Here is a 17,185-nt window from a genome sequence, read left to right as displayed (position 1 = left end):
CCGGTCGTTACGGCCGTAGCAACGTCTTGATCATTCCGTCCTCCTTGGCCTGGAACATCCGGTACGCCCTCGGCCCTTCTTCCAGCGGCATGTGGTGCGTGGCGAAGTCGTCCACGCCGAGGGGGTCGTCGTCGGTGAGCAGCGGCAGGATGTCGCCCACCCAGTGCTTGACGTTGGCCTGGCCCATGCGCAACTGGATCTGCTTGTCGAACATGGTCAGGAGCGGCAGGGGATCCGCGGCCCCGCCGTAGACGCCGCTGAGCGAGATGGTGCCGCCCCGGCGCACGATGTCGATCGCGGCGTAGAGGGCGTTGAGCCGGTCCACGCCGACCCGCTCCATCAGCTTCTCCGCGAGCGCGTCGGGCAGCAGGCCCACGCCCCACTGCGCGGCCTTGGCCACCGGCGCCCCGTGCGCCTCCATGCCCACCGCGTCGATCACGGCGTCCGTGCCCCGCCCCTGCGTCCGGTCCCGGACGGCGTCGCCGATGTCCTTACCGTGCCGCCGCAGGTCCAGGGCCTTGACCCCGTCGCGGTTCGCCCTGCTCAGCCGGTCCGGCACGAGGTCGACACCGATGACCAGGCTCGCGCCCCGGTGCAGCGCGATCCGGGCCGCCATGGCCCCGATCGGCCCGAGCCCCAGGACGGTCAGGGTGCCGCCGGGCGGGATGTTCGCGTACTCGACGGCCTGCCACGCGGTGGGCAGCACGTCGGAGAGGTAGACGTACCGGTCGTCGGGCGGGCCGTGCGGGACCTTGATCGGCAGCGTGTTGCCGAACGGGACCCGCAGGAACTCGGCCTGGCCGCCGGGGACCTGGCCGTACAGCTTGGTGTACCCGAACAGCGCGGCACCCGTCCCGCGCTCCTTGACCTGCGTCGTCTCGCACTGGGAGTGCAGCCCGATGCCACACATGTAGCAGTGCCCGCAGCTGACGTTGAAGGGCACGACGACGCGGTCACCGACCGCCAGCTCCGTCACGTCGGGGCCCACCTCCTCGACGATGCCCATCGGCTCGTGCCCCAGGATGTCCCCGGGGTCGAGGTAGGGCCCGAGGACCTCGTACAGATGCAGGTCGGAGCCGCAGATGCCGCTGGACGTCGTCCGTACGACGATGTCGGTCGGCTCCTTGATCGCGGGGTCGGGAACGGTGTCGACGCGCACGTCGCGCTTGCCGTGCCAGGTCAGTGCTCGCATCGCTATCTCCTGTCAGCGGCTCACGGTGTCGAGCCGCACGCCCCCGGGTCTCCCCGTGCGCGGCCGCCATGCGCGTGGCGGGCCGCGGATCACCGGTGGTTCGACGAGGGCTCTCCCGGCCGCCGCCCGTTCAGTGCGCTCAGCACCTTGTCGGGGGTCAGCGGCAGCTCGCGCAGGCGCACGCCCGTGGCGTGGTGCACCGCGTTGCCGACGGCGGCGGCGGTGCCCACGATGCCGATCTCGCCGACGCCCTTGCTGCCCATCGGGTTGAGGTGCGGGTCGTTCTCGTCGAGCCAATGCGCCTCGACATCGGGCACGTCGGCGTGCGCGGGCACGTGGTACGAGGCCAGGTCGGCCTCGGTGTAGTCCCCGAAGGCGGCGTCCATCGTGCTGTGCTCGGTCAGGGCCATGCCCAGGCCCATGACCATGCCGCCGACGAACTGGGAGCGGGCGGTGCGGGCGTTGAGGACCCGCCCCGCCGCGTACACGCCGAGCAGCCTGCGCACGCGGACCTCGCCCGTGACGGTGTCGACGCCCACCTCCGCGAAGTGCGCTCCGAACGCGTGGCGCGCGTACGGGCTGTCCGCGTCGGCCCGGCCCGCGGTGTCCGCGCCGGCGCTGAGGCCTTCCTCAGGCAGCGGCCCGGTGTGACCGGCGAGGCGGGCCGCCAGCTCGGCGCACGCCTCGTGCACGGCCCAGCCCCACGAGGCAGTCCCGGACGAGCCGCCCGCCAGCGGAGCGTCCGGCAGGTCGCTGCGGCCCACCTCCGTGCGGACCCGGTCCAGCGGCACGCCGAGGGCGTCGGCCGCCACCTGGGCGAGCACGGTACGGGCCCCGGTGCCGATGTCGGTCGCGTTGACCCGCACCACGAAGCTGCCGTCGGGCAGCGCCCGGGCCTGCGCGGTGGACGGCGACACGAGCACCGGATACGTGGCCGACGCCACGCCCGTACCGATCAGGAGCGGACCTTCGGCGCGGGAACCCGGCCGCGGATCGCGTGCGGACCAGTCGAACCGCCGGGCTCCCTCGCGCAGACAGTCGACGACATGCCTACTGCTGAACGGCTTCCCGCTGTCCGGCTCGCGCTCCGGCTCGTTCACGGCCCTCAACTCGACCGGATCCACGCCGAGTTCACCCGCCAGCTCGTCCATCGCGGACTCCAGGGCGTACATCCCCGGCGCCTCACCCGGTGCCCGCATCCACGAAGGGCTGGGAACGTCGAGACGTACCACGCGGTGGACCGTGAGGTGATGGGGCGCCCCGTACATCACGCGCGCGGGCACCGCCGCCTGCTCCACGAACTCCTTGATCCGCGAGGTGTGCGTGGTGATTTCGTGCGACAGGGAGGCCAGCCGTCCGTCGGCCGCCGCGCTCAGCCGCAGCCGGTGCACCGTGGGCGCCCGATGACCGACCACGGCGGCCAAGTGGCGGCGGGGCAGAGAGACCGTGACGGGGCGCCCCGTCACGCGGGCGGCCATCACGGCGAGCACCACGTCGGGCCGCGGGGTCCCCTTGGACCCGAAGCCGCCGCCGACGTGCTCGGCCACCACCGTGATGCGGTCCTTGGGCACCTCGAACAGCGCGCCGAGCGTGTCACGCACCGTCGTACCGCCCTGGCTTGAGCAGTACACCGTCAACTGCCCCCGGTCCCAGTGCGCCGTGCTGGCGTGCGGCTCCATGGGGTGGTTGTGCAGGGGCGGCACCCGGTACACCACATCCACGCGGGCCGCGGCGTCACCGCTCTCCGCGCGGCCGTGCGCACGCCGGCCGGGATGCCCGCCGTTGGCGTTCTCCGGCTCGTACGCCTCGGGGTGCTCCGCCGTCAGCGTGACGTCGTGGTCCTCGGCGGCGTACTCGACGCGCACGGCCGCGGCGGCGGCACGCGCCGTCTCCAAAGTGTCCGCCACGACGAGGGCGACGAACCAGCCCCGGTGCGGCACCTTCGGGTCCTGGAGGACGGCCAGGATCGGATCCTCGGCCTCGGCGATCCGCGGGGCGTTGTCGTGCGTCAGCACGGCGAGCACACCGGGCAGCTCCAGCGCGCCCTTGGCGTCGACGGCCACGACCCGGCCCCGGGCGACGGTGGCGGGCACGGGCCAGGCGTGCGCACGCCCTGGGAGGGGGTACTCGGCGGCGTAACGGGCGCCGCCGGTGACCTTGAGGTGCCCTTCGCGACGCTCGACGGAAGCGCCGAGGGCGGTGCCGGGGGCGGCCATGGAGTCCTCCTGTTCCTCCGGTGACATACGGGCCTTCAGTGACGTACGGGCTTTCGAGCGGGTCAGACCCCGGCGAGCCGGGTCAGGACGTCGACGGCGAGGTTGCGGGCCAGCGGCACCTTGTAGGCGTTGTCGCGCAGCGGCCGGGCCGCGGCCAGCTCCAGGTCGACGGCCCTGGCGAACGCGGCCGCCGTGGCGGGCCCGCCACGCAGTGCCCGCTCGGCCCGCTCCGCCCGCCAGGGCCGGTGGGCCAGCGCCCCGAAGGCGATCCCCACCTGGTCCACTTCACCCTCCCGCACGCGCAGCGCCACCGCCACGGACGCCAGAGCGAACGCGTACGAGGCCCGGTCGCGGGCCTTGCGGTAGGCCGACGGCAGCCCCGCCGTAGCGGCGGGCAGCAGCACGGACGTGACCAGCTCACCGGGGCGGATCACCGTGTCCTGCTCCGGCTGCTGCCCGGGCAGCCGATGGAACTCCGCCACCGGCACACCACGCACCCCGTCCCCGCCGCACAACTCGACCCGCGCGTCCAGAGCGGCGAGGGCCACCGCCATGTCCGAGGGGTGCGTCGCGACGCACTGCTCGCTGTGCCCCAGCACGGCGTGGTCCCGGTGCACACCGTCAAGGGCCCCGCACCCGCTGCCCGGCACCCTCTTGTTGCAGGGCTTGGACACGTCCTGGAAGTACGGGCACCGCGTCCGCTGCAACAGGTTGCCGCCCGTCGTCGCCGCGTTGCGCAACTGCCCCGAGGCCCCGGCGAGCAGCGCCTGCGACAGCGCGGGGTAGCGGTCGCGGACCAGCGGATGGGCCGCCAGGTCGCTGTTGCGCACGGCCGCGCCCACGCGCACCGAACCGTCGGCCAGTTCCTCCACCTCGTTCAGGGGCAGGCGGCTGACGTCGACCAGGACGGAGGGCTGCTCCACGCCCAGCTTCATCAGGTCGACCAGGTTGGTGCCGCCGCCGAGGTAGCGGGCTCCGGGGTGGGCCGCGAAGGCGCGCGTGGCTTCCTCGACGCTCGCCGCCCGTACGTAGTCGAAGGGCTTCACCGGACCACGTCCGCCACGGCCTCGACGATGCGGGGGTAGGCGCCGCAGCGGCACAGGTTGCCGCTCATCCGCTCGCGGATCTCCGCGGCGGTCAGCGCGACGGGCCGCCCCGGTGGCTCGGCGGCCGCGGTGACGTGGGAGGGGTGACCGGCCTCCGCCTCGGCCAGAGCGCCGACCGCCGAGCAGATCTGCCCCGGTGTGCAGTACCCGCACTGGAAGGCGTCACGGTCGAGGAAGGCCCGCTGCATCGGGTGCGGCTGCTCGTCCTCACCCACGAGCCCTTCGACGGTCGTCACCGCGCAGCCGTCCAGGGCCACCGCGAGGGAGAGGCAGCTGTTGACGCGACGCCCGTCGACCAGGACCGTGCAGGCGCCGCACTGGCCGTGATCGCAGCCCTTCTTGGCGCCGATGAGGTCCAGGTCCTCCCGCAGCACGTCCAGCAGCACCCGCCGGTGGTCGACGTCGAGCGTGTGCGCGACGCCGTTGACAACCAGGGTCGTAGGGGAGCGGGGGACCCCCGACGGCGCCCTGTCCGCGCTGCTCGTCGTGCCCCTGCCCGCCGCATTGTCGTGCTTGCCGCCGCTCATGGGGTGAGGACCTTCCGGTCGGATCGTCGTATCGTGCAGACCGCGTGCCCAAGCTGCCACACCTGACACGCCCCGGCACTCCGGGCGGCGCCAGGGGAGGGGCCGCCAGGCCGCGCCGACGGCGCCCGAGCGGTTGACCGCCGCCCTGTCCGACGAACTCTTCTCTAAAACGATCGTTCTATCCAGCGGGCTGATAGATGGTCGGCGGTGGGGCGTGAGGCGAGACGCGTCCTCGTGGGAAATGCGATCAAACAAGCGCGTTCGGTGAGATCGAGGTGAAGAGATCGGGGCGAATGAGAGATCGGCGTATGCCCCGGACCGGAACGCGGCGATTGTCGACTGCTGGACGCCTGAGCGATTCTGTCGGACCGACAGCGGCCCGGAGATTGAGCGGAATCCCGGCTCCACATCATCAGGATTGCCGCTAGCGGTCTCCGCATTCCTCTGAGATGATCCCCAAATGGATTGGGGGGTAGAGAAGTTGTATGCGGACGAACACGCCCGACGTCAGCGTGCCGAACTCGGCAAGCGCGCCGATCGGCCGGTGTGGGCGTCAGTGGATAACCGACCTTGAGAAGCCCGGTGGCCGGTAGTCCACCCCTCATCGGCGAACCCCTTTACGAAAGGCACAACCATGGCACAGCGCGTTGAAATCAAGCTGATTGACGACCTGGACGGCAAGACGGCCGACGAGACCGTGACGTTCGGCCTGGACGGCAAGGCGTACGAGATCGACCTCAGCACCAAGAACGCGGACAAGCTGCGCGGACTCCTCGAGCCGTACCTGAAAGGCGGGCGCAAGACCGGCGGCGGCCGCGGTGTGAAGCAGACCGTGAGCAAGGGCAAGGCCGGCGGCCAGGACACCGCCAAGATGCGCGCCTGGGCGAAGGAGAACGGCTTCGAGGTCAATGACCGCGGCCGCGTCCCGGCGAACATCCGCGAAGCCTATGAGAAGGCCGTCGCCTGACCTCACCGCTGGGAGAGCGCGGATGGGGAGGCCGCCGCGCACGGGGGAGCGGTCTCCCGCACCACGCGGCGGCCGCGCAACCCTCTCAAGGGCGCATCGGTTGGATGACCGATGTGCGCGGGAGGGCGGCACGGCCATAGTCCACAGGAGATCGTTCGCGGGCGCTCGCAGCGCGCCCGGTACTCGAAAGGACCCTCTGTGGACACGTATGCGGACCTGGTGTTTACCGGCGGCCAGGTGGTCACGGTCGATGCGGAGTTCTCCATCGCCTCGGCCCTGGCCGTGACCGGCGGGGTCATCAGCGCCGTCGGCGATCAGGACGCCGTCGCGCCGTTCATCGGACCCGACACCCGCGTCGTCGACCTGCGCGGGGCGACGCTGCTTCCCGGAATCAACGATTCCCATCTGCACGGCTGCGCCTTCGGCATGGCCACGCCGCCGCTCTCCCTCGACCTCGGCCACCCCGCCGTGTCGTCGCTCACGGACGTCGCCGAGTCGGTCCGCGAGGCCGTCGGGCGGACGCCCGACGGACAGTGGATCACAGGGCACGGCTGGGACCCCGGCTTCCTCGACGAATGCGTCGCCGACCCGGCGCGGACGCCCTCGCGGCACGACCTCGACGCCGTGAGCCCGGACCACCCCGTCGTCCTGTACTCCTTCTCCGGCCACGCCACCTGGGTCAACACCAAGGCCCTTGAGCTGATCGGGATCGACAAGGACACCGTCGCCCCGCCCGGCGGAGCCATCGTCACCGACGACGCGGGGGAGCCGACCGGGCTGCTCCACGAGGGCGCCCAGGCCCTGATCCAGAACGCGCTGCCGCCGCTCAGCCGCCAGGAGCGGGCCGAGGCGATCCGGTCCAACCTCGCCGCCCTCGCCGAGCTGGGCATCACCAGCTACACCGAACCGGGGCTCGGCCCCGGCGGCGACGGCATCATGCGCGGCGCGCTCGGTTCGCAGACCCTCGACGTCTACCGGCAACTCCTCGCCGACGGCGAACTGACCGCCCGCGTGGGCGTCCTGCTGCTGCCCACCGGCATGGCGAGCACCGCCGAGGAGTTCGCCCGCACCCTCACCGCCATCGGCGACCTCGGCGACGCCGACCCGCGCCGCCTCGCGATCCACGGCGTCAAGGTCTTCGCCGACGGCGTCGTCCCCAACAAGACGTCCTGGATGCACGAGCCGTACGTCGGCGGCGGCTGCGGCTCCCTGTGCGTCAGCGGCGCCGACGACACCGAGCGGACCGCCGAGATCGACGCCATCATCCGCCACGCCCACGTCGCAGGACACCAGCTGGGCATCCACGTCACCGGCGACCGGGCCTGCGACACCGTCGCGGACGCCTTCGCCGCGGCCATGGCCGAACACCCGCGGTCCGACGCCCGCCACTACATCATCCACGGCGACTTCCTCACCGCGCACAGCATGAAGGTCCTTGCCGCGCACGACTTCGGCGTCAACATGAACCCCACCATCAAGTGGACCGTCGCCGACATGGAGGAGGACTTCGTCGGCACCGAGCGGGCCGCGTACGCCTGGCCCTACCGCGACGCCATCGACGCGGGGGTGCGCGTGGCGAGCGGATCCGACGCCCCCGTCACGCACCCGGACTGGCGCCAGGGCGTCGCGACCATGGTGCTGCGCGAATCGAAGGCCGCGGGCCGCGTCAGCGGCCCCGAGCAGCGCATCGGCCTGGCCGAGGCGATCCGTACGTACACGATCAACGCGGCCTGGCAGGACTTCGCCGACGACTGGAAGGGCTCCCTGGAGCCGGGCAAGGCCGCCGACCTGTGCGTGCTCGACGGGGACCTGCTGGCCGCCGACCCCCACGACATCCCGGCGATGCCGGTCGTCCTCACCGTCGTGGACGGGCAGGTCGTGCACGACACCCTTCGCGTTTGACGTATTCCAGGCACATGATCATCCTTGGGGGATGGCAGCGCGGCGGAGCACGACGGACATCCTGGACGCGGCCGTCCACGTCCGTGAGGCCGCGCGGAGCGCCACGAGCGGCGCGAGCGGCCTCGGCCCGGTCCTGACGGCGCTGTCCGACGTGGTGGAGTACGACCACGCGTCCCTGGCGCGGTGGGATCCGCTGCTCCGGCGCCACACCACCCTGGCCGGGAGCTACCCGGACGACGCCACGGCCTACATCGAGAACCACCTCCACCGGGACCCGGTGTTCCCCGTGCTCCGCAGCCCGGAGCGGGGCGGCCTCTGGCTCAGGGACGTCCCCGGGCAGCTCCTGGCGGCGTCCCCCGGCTTCCAGGAGGTGCTGTCCCCCCTCGGCATCGAGGACGGGGTGGCCCAGTGCCTGTTCGCCGCCGACGGCCGGTACGTCGGCATGCTGAACGTCAGTACGCGCCGGCCGCGGCGCGCGCCCGACCCGGCGCGCGCCGTGGTCACCCTGCTCACCGAGTCCCTGGCCGCGGCCGTCGCCCCCCAGGCGGACCCGCCGCCCGAGAAGGCACCCGCGCCCGGTGAGCGGCCGGGGGGTCTCTCGCCCCGCGAACTCCAGGTGCTCGCCGAGCTGACCACGGGCCGCACCAACCGGGAGATCGCCGAACGGCTCTACGTCACGCCGCGCACCGTGGGCACCCACATCGAGCACATCCTGGCCAAGCTCGACCTCCCCAACCGCGCGGCCGCCGCGGCCCGCGCGGCGGCGTGGGGCATCGAGCCCTCGTCCTGAGCGGTGGGCCGGGCGGCGCGCGGATCACGTACTCCCGGAGTCAGGAAGCCGGTACGGGACCGCCGGGCCGGAAACGCTCAACGCCGACGATGTGCCGGACCTTGGTGGGGCGCACGATCACCGCGACCCGCTCCTCGCCGGGCATGAGCCACTCGAAGCGTTCGCTGCCCAGGTACTTGCGGGCCAGCCGGTCCATCATCGCGTGGGCCTGCTCGCCCTCGACGAAGCGGTCCACCACGCCGCTGATCTGGACGCGGTCGAAGGGGTCGGCGGCATCCGCGTGCGAGAGGTAGACGCGGGGGTCGCGGCGCAGGTTCTCTTCCTTGACCCTGCCCACCGAGGTGTTGAACATCAGCTCGCCCTCTCCTTCCAGGTCCACCCACATCGGGCTGACCTGCGGTGCTCCGTCGGCGAACACGGTGCCGACGTACCAGATGTTGGGGGCTTGCAGGCGGGCGCGCACGGAGTCGTCGAACGTCGCAGTCATCAGGGGAGGCTACCAACCATGATCGCCGGGGCGGCTCGCCGGGGCCCGCCAGCCGACAGGACCAGTGCTTCAACGGCAGCGTGGAGTGCGGCCCATCAAGTGGGAGCCCGACGCCGTCGAAGGACCCAAAGGCCTCAAGAGCTGTAGTGGGAAATCGGGCGGCCAGAGGCCTGTATCGCCGTCGGCCGATGGTTGCCCTTTCCACGGGAGTACGGCACAAAAGCCCGCCGCAACGCTCGTGCCCCGCTGATGCAACCGACGCATCCGTACCGTGGAGGGCACGCGGCACATTGACCGCCGGGACTCCACGGTGTTCGCTCGCCTCCGGTGCGCTTGGCCATGGCCCATCGCCGCGGGGGCCGACGACCGGGGCGCCCGGCGCGAGGGCGTGGCCTTCTCCGGCGACCGCTCATACGGACCGGGACGGAACTCGTACGGACCGGGACGGAAAAGGACGAGGGAAAAGCGCACACCGGATATCCCCCTGCCTGAGCACGCCCGGCCCCGCACCCGTAGCCCGCCGTCGACACAGGAGGAACCGGATGCCCGTTCATCAGCGCGTGACGGCCGCCAGCGCCGCGCTCACCGCTCTCTGCGCCTTCGCCGTGCTGTCCCCGCCGGGCGCCTCCGCCGCTCCCGTCGCCGCGCCGCACACCGAGCGGCTGAGCGTCGGCCCGACGGGCGCCCAGGGCAACGCGGCCTCCACCAACCCCGCCCTCAGCGCCGACGGCCGCTACGTCGCCTTCGTCTCGGCCTCCCGGAACCTGGTCGCGAACGACACCAACGGCACGCCCGACGCCTTCGTCCGCGACCTGCGCACGGGCAGGACGGAGCGCGTCAGCGTCAAGAGCGACGGGAAGCCGAGCCACGGCGTCGTACGGGACGTCTCGATCAGCCCCGACGGCCGGTACGTGGTCTTCACCTCCACCGCCGACGATCTCGTCCGCGGCGATCCCAACGACCTCGACGACGTCTTCCTGCACGACCGCCGCACCGGCAGGACCGAACGGATCAGCCCCACGGGCGCGACGTACGACGGGCTGCGCCGCCCGCTGACGTACGACCCCGCGGTGAGCGGCGACGGCCGCTACGTCGCGTACGCCTCGGGCGCCGAGGACCTCGTGGCGGGCGACGCCAACCAGCGGGACGACGTCTTCCTCCACGACCGCAAGAAGAAGACGACGGAGCTGGCACAGCTGGGGAACGACGGCAAGCACGGCGAAGGCGACGCGTTCGCCCCCGCCTTCGCGGACGACCAGGGCGGCCGGTACCTCGCCTTCACCTCCAACGCCTCCGGTCTGACCGACGTGGAGGACCACTCCTCCGCGACGGACATCTTCCTGCGCGACCGCGAGCGGCGCACCACGGAACTCATCACCGTCCCGCACGGCTACAACCGCAAGACCCCGTCCTGGGACGCCGCCCTCAGCGGCGACGCCCGCTACGTGGCGTTCACCTCGGCGTCCGGCGTGCTCCGCCCCGAGGGACCGGCGCCGACGAGTCAGCACAACGTCTTCCTGTACGACCGTGAGTCCCAGCGCATGCGCCTCGTCAGCGCCGCCCCGGACGGCACACCGGCCGACGGGAACAGCGGCGACGTCTCCCTGAGCCGCGACGGCCGCTACGCGGCGTTCACCTCCGCCGCCTCCAACCTCGACCCCGACCACGACGGCGACAGCAGCGCGGACGTCTTCCTGAAGGACATGCGGACCGGAGAAGTACGCATCGTCAGCGTCGACGGCGACCTGGGACACGAGGACACGAAGCCAGGGCCGCGCACCGGCGTCAGCGAGGACGGCGGCGCCGTGGTGTTCGACTCCCCGGCCGGAAACCTCGTCCCCGACGACACCAACAGCGCCGCCGACGTCTTCCTGCGCCACATGCGCTGACTGCACCACATGCGCTGAGCGAGCCGTATGCGCGGAGCGAGCCATATGCGCTGAAGGCGCCGCATGCGCTGGACGCGAGCGCATCCGCCGGAGCGGATTGCGTGATTGTCGTACTTATGAATCCTGGGTGTGCCCGGTCTTCGGGAACGCCGCTGACGGGTACGCATACTCGGGCCAGGGTCATATGCGACGGAGAGGCGACCACTTTCCCGGAGCCCGGGCCCGTGAACAGGGCCCGAGCCAAGCGCTCTTCAGGTGTTCCAGACGGAATCGAACCGAGGGGTCTCGTCTGTGTTTCGCTGCTGCGCTCGGCGGCTGACCGCCACCCTCTTTCTGGTCCTGGTGGCGGTCACGTGCACGTATTTCCTCGCCGCGCTGAGCCTGGACCCGCGATCCACCTACGTCGACCGCAACCCGCCGCCGCCCCCGGCGGAGATCGAGGCCGCGCTCAACGCCTACAACCTCAACCCCGAAACGCCCGTCCTCGCGCGGTTCGCGCGCTGGGCGCGGGGAGTCGCCCACGGAGACCTGGGCCGCACGGTGTCCGGCGCGCACGTGAGCCCGGAGTTCCTGCGCCGCGCCGCGACCAGCGTCCGGCTCGTGCTGGCCGCCACCCTGATCGGTTCGGTCGGCGGGATCCTGCTGGGCGCCTGGAGCGCCACCCTGCGAAAGCGCCGGGGCGACCGTGCCCTGACCCTGGCGTCCTTCGCCGTCCTCGCCACCCCGGTCTTCGTCATCGCGCTCGTCCTCCAGCTCGGGGCGAGGAGCGTCAACGACGCGGTGGGACACACCGTCTTCGAGTACACCGGTGAGTACGCGCCGGAGGCCACGGGCACGTGGGACAGGCTGATCAGCAGAGGCCAGCACCTCGTCCTGCCGGCCCTCACGCTGATCGTTCTCCAAGTCGCGCTGTTCAGCGTGTACCAGCGCAACACGATGCTCGACGTGCTGCACGAGGATTTCGTGCGCACCGCACGGGCCAAAGGCCTCTCCCGGCGCACGGCACTGCGCAGGCACGCGCTGCCGGTGGCGGTCCTGCCGCTGCTTCCGCTGCTGACGTACAACGCGGTGTTGATGTTCACCGGAGCCATCTTCGTCGAGAAGATCTTCGGGTGGCACGGCATGGGTGAATGGCTCGTCGACTCCGTCCTCGCCCAGGACGTCAACGCCGTGGCGGCGGTCGGGCTCTTCAGCGCCGCCCTGGTCCTCGTCGCGGGCCTGATCGCCGACGCCCTGCACCTCGCTCTCGACCCGAGGAGCAGGGTCCCGTGAGCGCGCTCCCCGACCCCGGCGCCCTGCTGACGACGGCCCAGGACGGCCGCCCCGGCCCCAGGAGCACGCATCGCCGCGGTGTGCGGGCCCTGAGGGCGGTGAGGCATCACCCGGCGGCACTCGCCGGGGCGGCGGTCCTCGCCACGCTCACCGTACTGGCGTACTGCGCGCCCTTGTTCCACCCCTGGAGCTACAGCGATCTCGATCCCCTGGCGCTGCGCCGGCCCCCGGGCGGCAGCCACCCGTTCGGCACGGACGGGGCGGGAGCGGACCTCTTCGCCCTGGTGCTGCGCGGCACACAGAGGTCCCTGGTCGTCGGCTTGCTCACCGCGATCCTGTGTACGACGCTCGCGGTCGTCATCGGGGCCGTCGCGGGCTATGCCGAGGGCCGGACGGACCGCGCGGCTCTCGGGTGCATCCATCTCTTCCTCGTGCTGCCCGGGTTCCTGTTGGTCGCCGCCCTTTCGCCGGTCATCGACGACACCACCTGGCTGCTGCTGGTGGTGTTCCTGGCGGCGTTCGGCTGGATGATCACCGGGCGGACGGTACGCACCAGCACGCGCGCGCTGAAGCGGCGCGACTTCGTGCGGGCGGCCCGATACCTCGGTGTGCCCGGCCGGACGGTGATCCGCCGGCATGTGATTCCCTCCCTGGCCTCCTACCTCATCATCGACGCGACGCTCCAGTTCGGGTCCGCCGTGGTCGCCGAGGCAGGCCTCGCCTATCTGGGCTTCGGCGTGCATCCCCCGGAGGTGTCGCTCGGCGCGCTCGTCGCCACGGGGACGCCGGACGCGATGGCGTATCCCTGGCTCTTCTGCTTCCCCGCGGGGTGTCTGCTGCTGTTGTGCCTGTCGTTGTTCCTGATCGGTGACGGCCTGCGGGACGCGCTCGACCCGCGCTCCGCGCCGACGCGCGACCCGCGCTCCGCGCCGACGCGCGACCCGCACGACGCGACGGAGCCCGCCGCGCCCGCCACCGACGCGTCACCCGGGGCGTACGTGACGGGCTCACGGGTGCCACCGGTCCTGGAGGTCCGGGATCTGCGGGTCTCCCTGCCGAGCCACGGCGGACCGGTGCACGTGGTGCGGGGGGTGTCCTTCCACGTACGCCCCGGAGAAGTGCTGGCCATCGTCGGTGAATCCGGAGCCGGGAAGTCGGTCACGGCGGCGGCCGTCCTCGGTCTCCTCCCGGAGCGGGCCGAGGTCCGCGGGTCCGTGCGACTGCGCGGGCAAGAACTCCTGACCCTCGACGAGGCCGGTCTCTGCCGCGTCCGCGGCAAAGAACTGTCCATCGTCTTCCAGGACTCGCTCTCCTCGCTGACCCCGGTGTACTCCGTCGGGCGCCAGATCATGGAGGCCTTGCGGGTGCATCAGCGGCTGTCCAAGGCGGCCGCGCGACGGCGGGCGGTCCAGCTCCTGGACCGGGTGGGCCTGCGCGACCCCGCCCGGCGGATCGACGCCTACCCGCACGAGCTGTCCGGCGGCATGCGTCAGCGCGTGGCCCTCGCGATGGCCGTCGCCAACGACCCCGCGGTCATCGTGGCCGACGAACCCACGACCGCGCTGGACACGACGGCCCAGGCCCAGATCCTGGACCTGATCGCGAAGGCCCGTACGACCACGGGAGCGGCCGTCGTGATCATCACGCACGACCTGGCGGTGGTCGCGGGCCTGGCCGACCGCATCCACGTCATGTACGCGGGCCGCTTCGTCGAGGAAGGCGCCGTGGACGAGGTCTACGAACGGCCTCGGATGCCGTACACGATCGGCCTGCTCGGCGCGGTGCCCCGCCTCGAGGCCGGCCGGCGCACCCTGACCCCGATCGAGGGACGACCGCCGGACCCGCTGCGCCTGCCCCAGGGCTGTCCCTTCGCGCCGCGCTGTCCGTGGGCCGTCGAGGCCTGTCACGAGGAGGAGCCCGTCCTGGAGATCCGGAACGGCGTCGGGCATCCGACCGCGTGCCTGCGCGGCGACGAGATCGGGCCGGCGCACGAGAGCGCACAACAGCGGGAAACGGACGGCTCGCAGACCCCGGGGGTGCCCGCGCAGCGGCCCGTGGTCCTGCGGATGGACGGGGTGGTGCACCACTACCCGGCCCGCCGGTCCACGCTGGGGTGGTCCAGGACGGACCGGGTACGGGCCGTGGACGGCGTCAGCCTGACCATCAGGGAAGGGGAGACCCTCGCCCTCGTCGGCGAATCGGGCAGCGGGAAGACCACGCTGCTGAGGCAGGTCGTGGAGCCCTCGCCGCACCGGCGGCACTCGGCCGGCACCGTGCGCGTGGCCGGGGAGGACGTCCGCCGCGCGACGCCCGGCCTGCGGCAACGGCTGAGCCGTCAGGTGCAGATGGTGTTCCAGGACCCCATCGCGTCCCTGGACCCGCGCATGACCGTCGAGGGCATCCTCACCGAGCCGCTGCTCGCGCACGGCTGGACGCGCGAGGCGAGCGCCCGCAGGGTCGCCCGCCTGCTCGACCTCGTCGGCCTCGGCGCGGAGCATCACGGCCGCTTCCCCGCACAGCTCTCGGGAGGCCAGGCCCAACGGGTCGGCATCGCGAGGGCGCTGGCCCTGCGGCCCAAGCTGCTGCTGCTCGACGAGCCCGTCTCGGCGCTCGACGTCTCCGCGCAGGCCACCGTGCTGAACCTGCTGCGCGAGCTGCGTGCGGAGCTGGGCCTCAGCTGCCTCCTGGTCACCCACGACCTGGCCGTCGCCGGGTACCTCGCGGACCGCGTCGCGGTCATGCACCTCGGGCGCGTCGTCGAGGCCGGGGCCATCGGCACGGTCCTCGCCCGGCCGTGCCATCCGTACACGCAGGTCCTGCTGTCGGCGGTGCCGCGGCCCGAGCCGAGTCTTGAGCGGGCCAGGGCCCGCCTTCCGCTGGTGGACGAGCCGCGGGAGCCGGTCGACCTCCGCGTCGGGTGCCGCTTCCGCCCGCGCTGCCCCCGCCATACGGACCTGTCGGCCGAGCAGCGGCGACGCTGCGAGACCGAGGACCCGATGCCGTCGGCCCAGGGAGGGGACCACACCGCGGCATGTCACTTCGCCGGCCCTCGCCAGGAACCCCCGTGAGGACCGCCCGGAGCAGCCCGCTCCAGCAACGGACCAGCCGGCCTGGAGGGGTGGAAATCGATAGTCACGCTCACAGGAGGCGGCCCTATGCGCCCTTCTCGTACGGTGGTCACGTCGCTGGTCGTGACCACCGCTTGCGCCTCACTCGTCAACGCCTGCTCGGCACACGAGGACAAGCCCGCGTCGGCAGGACCGGCCGCGAGCCAGGTCAACCCCGTCGACCGCGCCGACCTGAGGAAGGGAGGCGTGCTCGACTGGCCGGTGACCGTCATCCAGGAGAACCTCAACGTCCGCCATCTCGACGGCGGACACATGGACACACGCCGCATCGTCGAGTCGATGATGCCCGTCATCATGAAGAGCGACGACCGAGGCCGCGTGACACCGGATCCCGACTACCTCGTCTCCGCCCGGTCCCGCACGAAGGCCGGACGACAGCAAGTCACCTACCGCATCAACGACAAGGCGCGGTGGACCGACGGGTCCCCGATCACCTACCGGGACTTCGTGGCGAGCTGGCGGGCGCAGAACGGCAGGGACGCCGCCTTCCACGCGACCACGCACACCGGCTACGAGCTGATGGCCGAGGTGTCGAGGGGACCAGGCGGGGACCGGGAGGTCGTGGTCGACTTCGCCAAGCCCTTCGGGGAGTGGCGCTCGCTGTTCACCCCTCTGTATCCGGCATCTGTCATCCGTACGGCCAAGGGCTTCAACGACGGATTCAGGGGCGGGGCGAAGGTCACGGCGGGGCCGTTCAAGTTCGCGCGCCGTGACGAGAGCGCGAAGACACTGACCGTGGTGCGCGACGCCCAGTGGTGGGGGGACGCCCCTCTGCTGGACAGGATCGTGTTCCGCGCGCTCGACCCGAGCGCCCACGCCGGGGCCTTCGGCAACGGGGAAGTCGACTTCTTCGACGTCGGCGCGAGGGCCGCCGCGTACCGGTCCGCCCAGGCCACGCCCCACGCGCAGATCCTGAGGGCCGGATCGTCGAGGCATCACCAGTTGACGATGAACGGAGAAAGCCCGGTCCTGCGGGACGCCCGCGTCCGCAGAGCGCTGGCCCAGGCCATCGACCGCCGCAGGATCGCCCATGTCGCACTCCAGGGCGTCGAGTGGAAGGCCCGGCCGCTCGGCAACCACTTCCTCCTTCCCCAGCAGGACGGCTACCGGGACAACGCGGGCCGGGTCGGCACCTACGATCTCCCGGCCGCCCGCGCGGCACTCGACTCGGCGGGCTGGCGCCTCGACGGCAAGTTCCGGGAGAAGGGCGGACGGAAGCTCGAGCTGGACTACCTGGCCATGAGCGACGACGCCGAGACACAGAACGAAGGACGGGTCATCCAGGCCATGCTCCGTGAAGCGGGAGTCCGGCTGAAGCTCACGTTCGTCCCGGAGAACGTCCTCTTCGAGCGCTACGTCATCCCGGGAAACTTCGACCTCGTGACCGTCAGCTGGAACAGGAGGCCCTTCCCGGTATCGGTCAGCCGCAGTACCTACGTGAAGCCCAAAGGCAAGGACATCCAGTTGAACTTCTCGCGGACCGGGACGTCACGGATCGACGCACTGCTCGACGAGGCGGCGAGCGAGACGGACAAGCGGAAGGCCCTGGAGGTCGTCAACCGGGCCGACCGCTTGATCTGGCAGGAAGCGGCGGACATCCCCCTGTACCAGGAACCGGGCATCGTCGCGTCGAAGCGGACACTCGCCAACCTGGGAGCCCAGGGCTTCGCCTCCGTCACCTACCAGGACATCGGCTTCACCAAGTGAAA

Annotated in this window: 12 protein-coding genes; 7 read left to right on the top strand and 5 right to left on the bottom strand. The window is 71.9% G+C overall.

Features of this window, described 5'->3' with window-relative positions:
• Positions 1-7: 7 nt before the first annotated feature.
• The 4 genes from AC07GB_RS14230 to AC07GB_RS14215 all read right to left on the bottom strand — a co-directional run bounded on the left by AC07GB_RS14230 (position 8) and on the right by AC07GB_RS14215 (position 5,041).
• Positions 8-1,192: a zinc-dependent alcohol dehydrogenase gene (locus AC07GB_RS14230; protein ID WP_478845038.1), complete on the bottom strand. Its 1,185-nt coding sequence runs from the start codon at positions 1,190-1,192 to the stop codon at positions 8-10.
• 89 nt (positions 1,193-1,281) lie between these two features.
• Positions 1,282-3,408 (bottom strand): xanthine dehydrogenase family protein molybdopterin-binding subunit, encoded by a 2,127-nt coding sequence (locus tag AC07GB_RS14225; protein WP_478845371.1) that lies wholly within the window; start codon positions 3,406-3,408, stop codon positions 1,282-1,284.
• A gap of 62 nt (positions 3,409-3,470) precedes the next feature.
• The gene (locus tag AC07GB_RS14220; protein ID WP_478845036.1) at positions 3,471-4,454 is read right to left on the bottom strand and encodes an FAD binding domain-containing protein; all 984 of its coding nucleotides are present in this window, start codon (positions 4,452-4,454) and stop codon (positions 3,471-3,473) included.
• Complete coding sequence (locus AC07GB_RS14215) at positions 4,451-5,041, bottom strand: 2Fe-2S iron-sulfur cluster-binding protein (RefSeq protein WP_478845034.1); 591 nt, start codon at positions 5,039-5,041, stop codon at positions 4,451-4,453. The genes AC07GB_RS14220 and AC07GB_RS14215 overlap by 4 nt, the downstream gene beginning before the upstream one ends.
• A 634-nt stretch (positions 5,042-5,675) precedes the next feature.
• Here AC07GB_RS14215 and AC07GB_RS14210 point away from each other — a divergent pair.
• The 3 genes from AC07GB_RS14210 to AC07GB_RS14200 all read left to right on the top strand — a co-directional run bounded on the left by AC07GB_RS14210 (position 5,676) and on the right by AC07GB_RS14200 (position 8,700).
• Positions 5,676-6,008 carry a histone-like nucleoid-structuring protein Lsr2 gene (locus AC07GB_RS14210; RefSeq protein ID WP_478845032.1) on the top strand — a complete coding sequence of 111 codons (333 nt, stop codon included), beginning with the start codon at positions 5,676-5,678 and terminating at the stop codon, positions 6,006-6,008.
• Between the two features lie 198 nt (positions 6,009-6,206).
• Positions 6,207-7,910, top strand: a complete 1,704-nt coding sequence (locus AC07GB_RS14205) for an amidohydrolase (RefSeq protein ID WP_478845030.1) — start codon at positions 6,207-6,209, stop codon at positions 7,908-7,910.
• Positions 7,911-7,941: 31 nt separating this feature from the next.
• Entirely contained in the window at positions 7,942-8,700 is a 759-nt protein-coding gene (locus tag AC07GB_RS14200) for a helix-turn-helix transcriptional regulator (protein ID WP_478845028.1), read from the top strand.
• 40 nt (positions 8,701-8,740) lie between these two features.
• On the opposite strand, the gene AC07GB_RS14195 is transcribed toward AC07GB_RS14200, so the two are convergent.
• The gene (locus tag AC07GB_RS14195; RefSeq protein WP_478845026.1) at positions 8,741-9,187 is read right to left on the bottom strand and encodes a TIGR03618 family F420-dependent PPOX class oxidoreductase; all 447 of its coding nucleotides are present in this window, start codon (positions 9,185-9,187) and stop codon (positions 8,741-8,743) included.
• A 542-nt stretch (positions 9,188-9,729) separates the two neighbouring features.
• Between AC07GB_RS14195 and AC07GB_RS14190 the strand changes: the two genes are divergently transcribed.
• From AC07GB_RS14190 to AC07GB_RS14175, 4 genes are all read left to right on the top strand, one after another.
• Positions 9,730-11,076, top strand: coding sequence for a TolB family protein (locus AC07GB_RS14190; RefSeq protein ID WP_478845024.1), 1,347 nt, complete (start codon positions 9,730-9,732; stop codon positions 11,074-11,076).
• Between the two features lie 342 nt (positions 11,077-11,418).
• On the top strand, positions 11,419-12,348 hold the full coding sequence (locus AC07GB_RS14185) for an ABC transporter permease (RefSeq protein WP_478845022.1): 930 nt from the start codon (positions 11,419-11,421) through the stop codon (positions 12,346-12,348).
• Positions 12,345-15,416, top strand: a complete 3,072-nt coding sequence (locus AC07GB_RS14180) for a dipeptide ABC transporter ATP-binding protein (RefSeq protein ID WP_478845020.1) — start codon at positions 12,345-12,347, stop codon at positions 15,414-15,416. Before AC07GB_RS14185 ends, AC07GB_RS14180 begins: the two co-directional genes overlap by 4 nt.
• A gap of 87 nt (positions 15,417-15,503) precedes the next feature.
• Entirely contained in the window at positions 15,504-17,183 is a 1,680-nt protein-coding gene (locus tag AC07GB_RS14175; protein ID WP_478845018.1) for an ABC transporter family substrate-binding protein, read from the top strand.
• The last annotated feature ends 2 nt before the right edge of the window (positions 17,184-17,185 follow it).

The sequence above is a fragment of the Streptomyces sp. NPDC045778 genome (genome assembly GCF_056431945.1).
Note: the sequence above shows the minus strand (reverse complement) of the source record. Positions and strands in the feature narration are given on the sequence as shown.

Bases quoted from the DNA above. Each gene is read 5' to 3' on its own strand.
- AC07GB_RS14230 (WP_478845038.1), bottom strand. From the start codon at position 1,192: ATGCGAGCACTGACCTGGCACGGCAAGCGCGACGTGCGCGTCGACACC.
- AC07GB_RS14225 (WP_478845371.1), bottom strand. From the start codon at position 3,408: ATGGCCGCCCCCGGCACCGCCCTCGGCGCTTCCGTCGAGCGTCGCGAA.
- AC07GB_RS14215 (WP_478845034.1), bottom strand. From the start codon at position 5,041: ATGAGCGGCGGCAAGCACGACAATGCGGCGGGCAGGGGCACGACGAGC.
- AC07GB_RS14210 (WP_478845032.1), top strand. From the start codon at position 5,676: ATGGCACAGCGCGTTGAAATCAAGCTGATTGACGACCTGGACGGCAAG.
- AC07GB_RS14200 (WP_478845028.1), top strand. From the start codon at position 7,942: ATGGCAGCGCGGCGGAGCACGACGGACATCCTGGACGCGGCCGTCCAC.
- AC07GB_RS14195 (WP_478845026.1), bottom strand. From the start codon at position 9,187: ATGACTGCGACGTTCGACGACTCCGTGCGCGCCCGCCTGCAAGCCCCC.
- AC07GB_RS14190 (WP_478845024.1), top strand. From the start codon at position 9,730: ATGCCCGTTCATCAGCGCGTGACGGCCGCCAGCGCCGCGCTCACCGCT.
- AC07GB_RS14175 (WP_478845018.1), top strand. From the start codon at position 15,504: ATGCGCCCTTCTCGTACGGTGGTCACGTCGCTGGTCGTGACCACCGCT.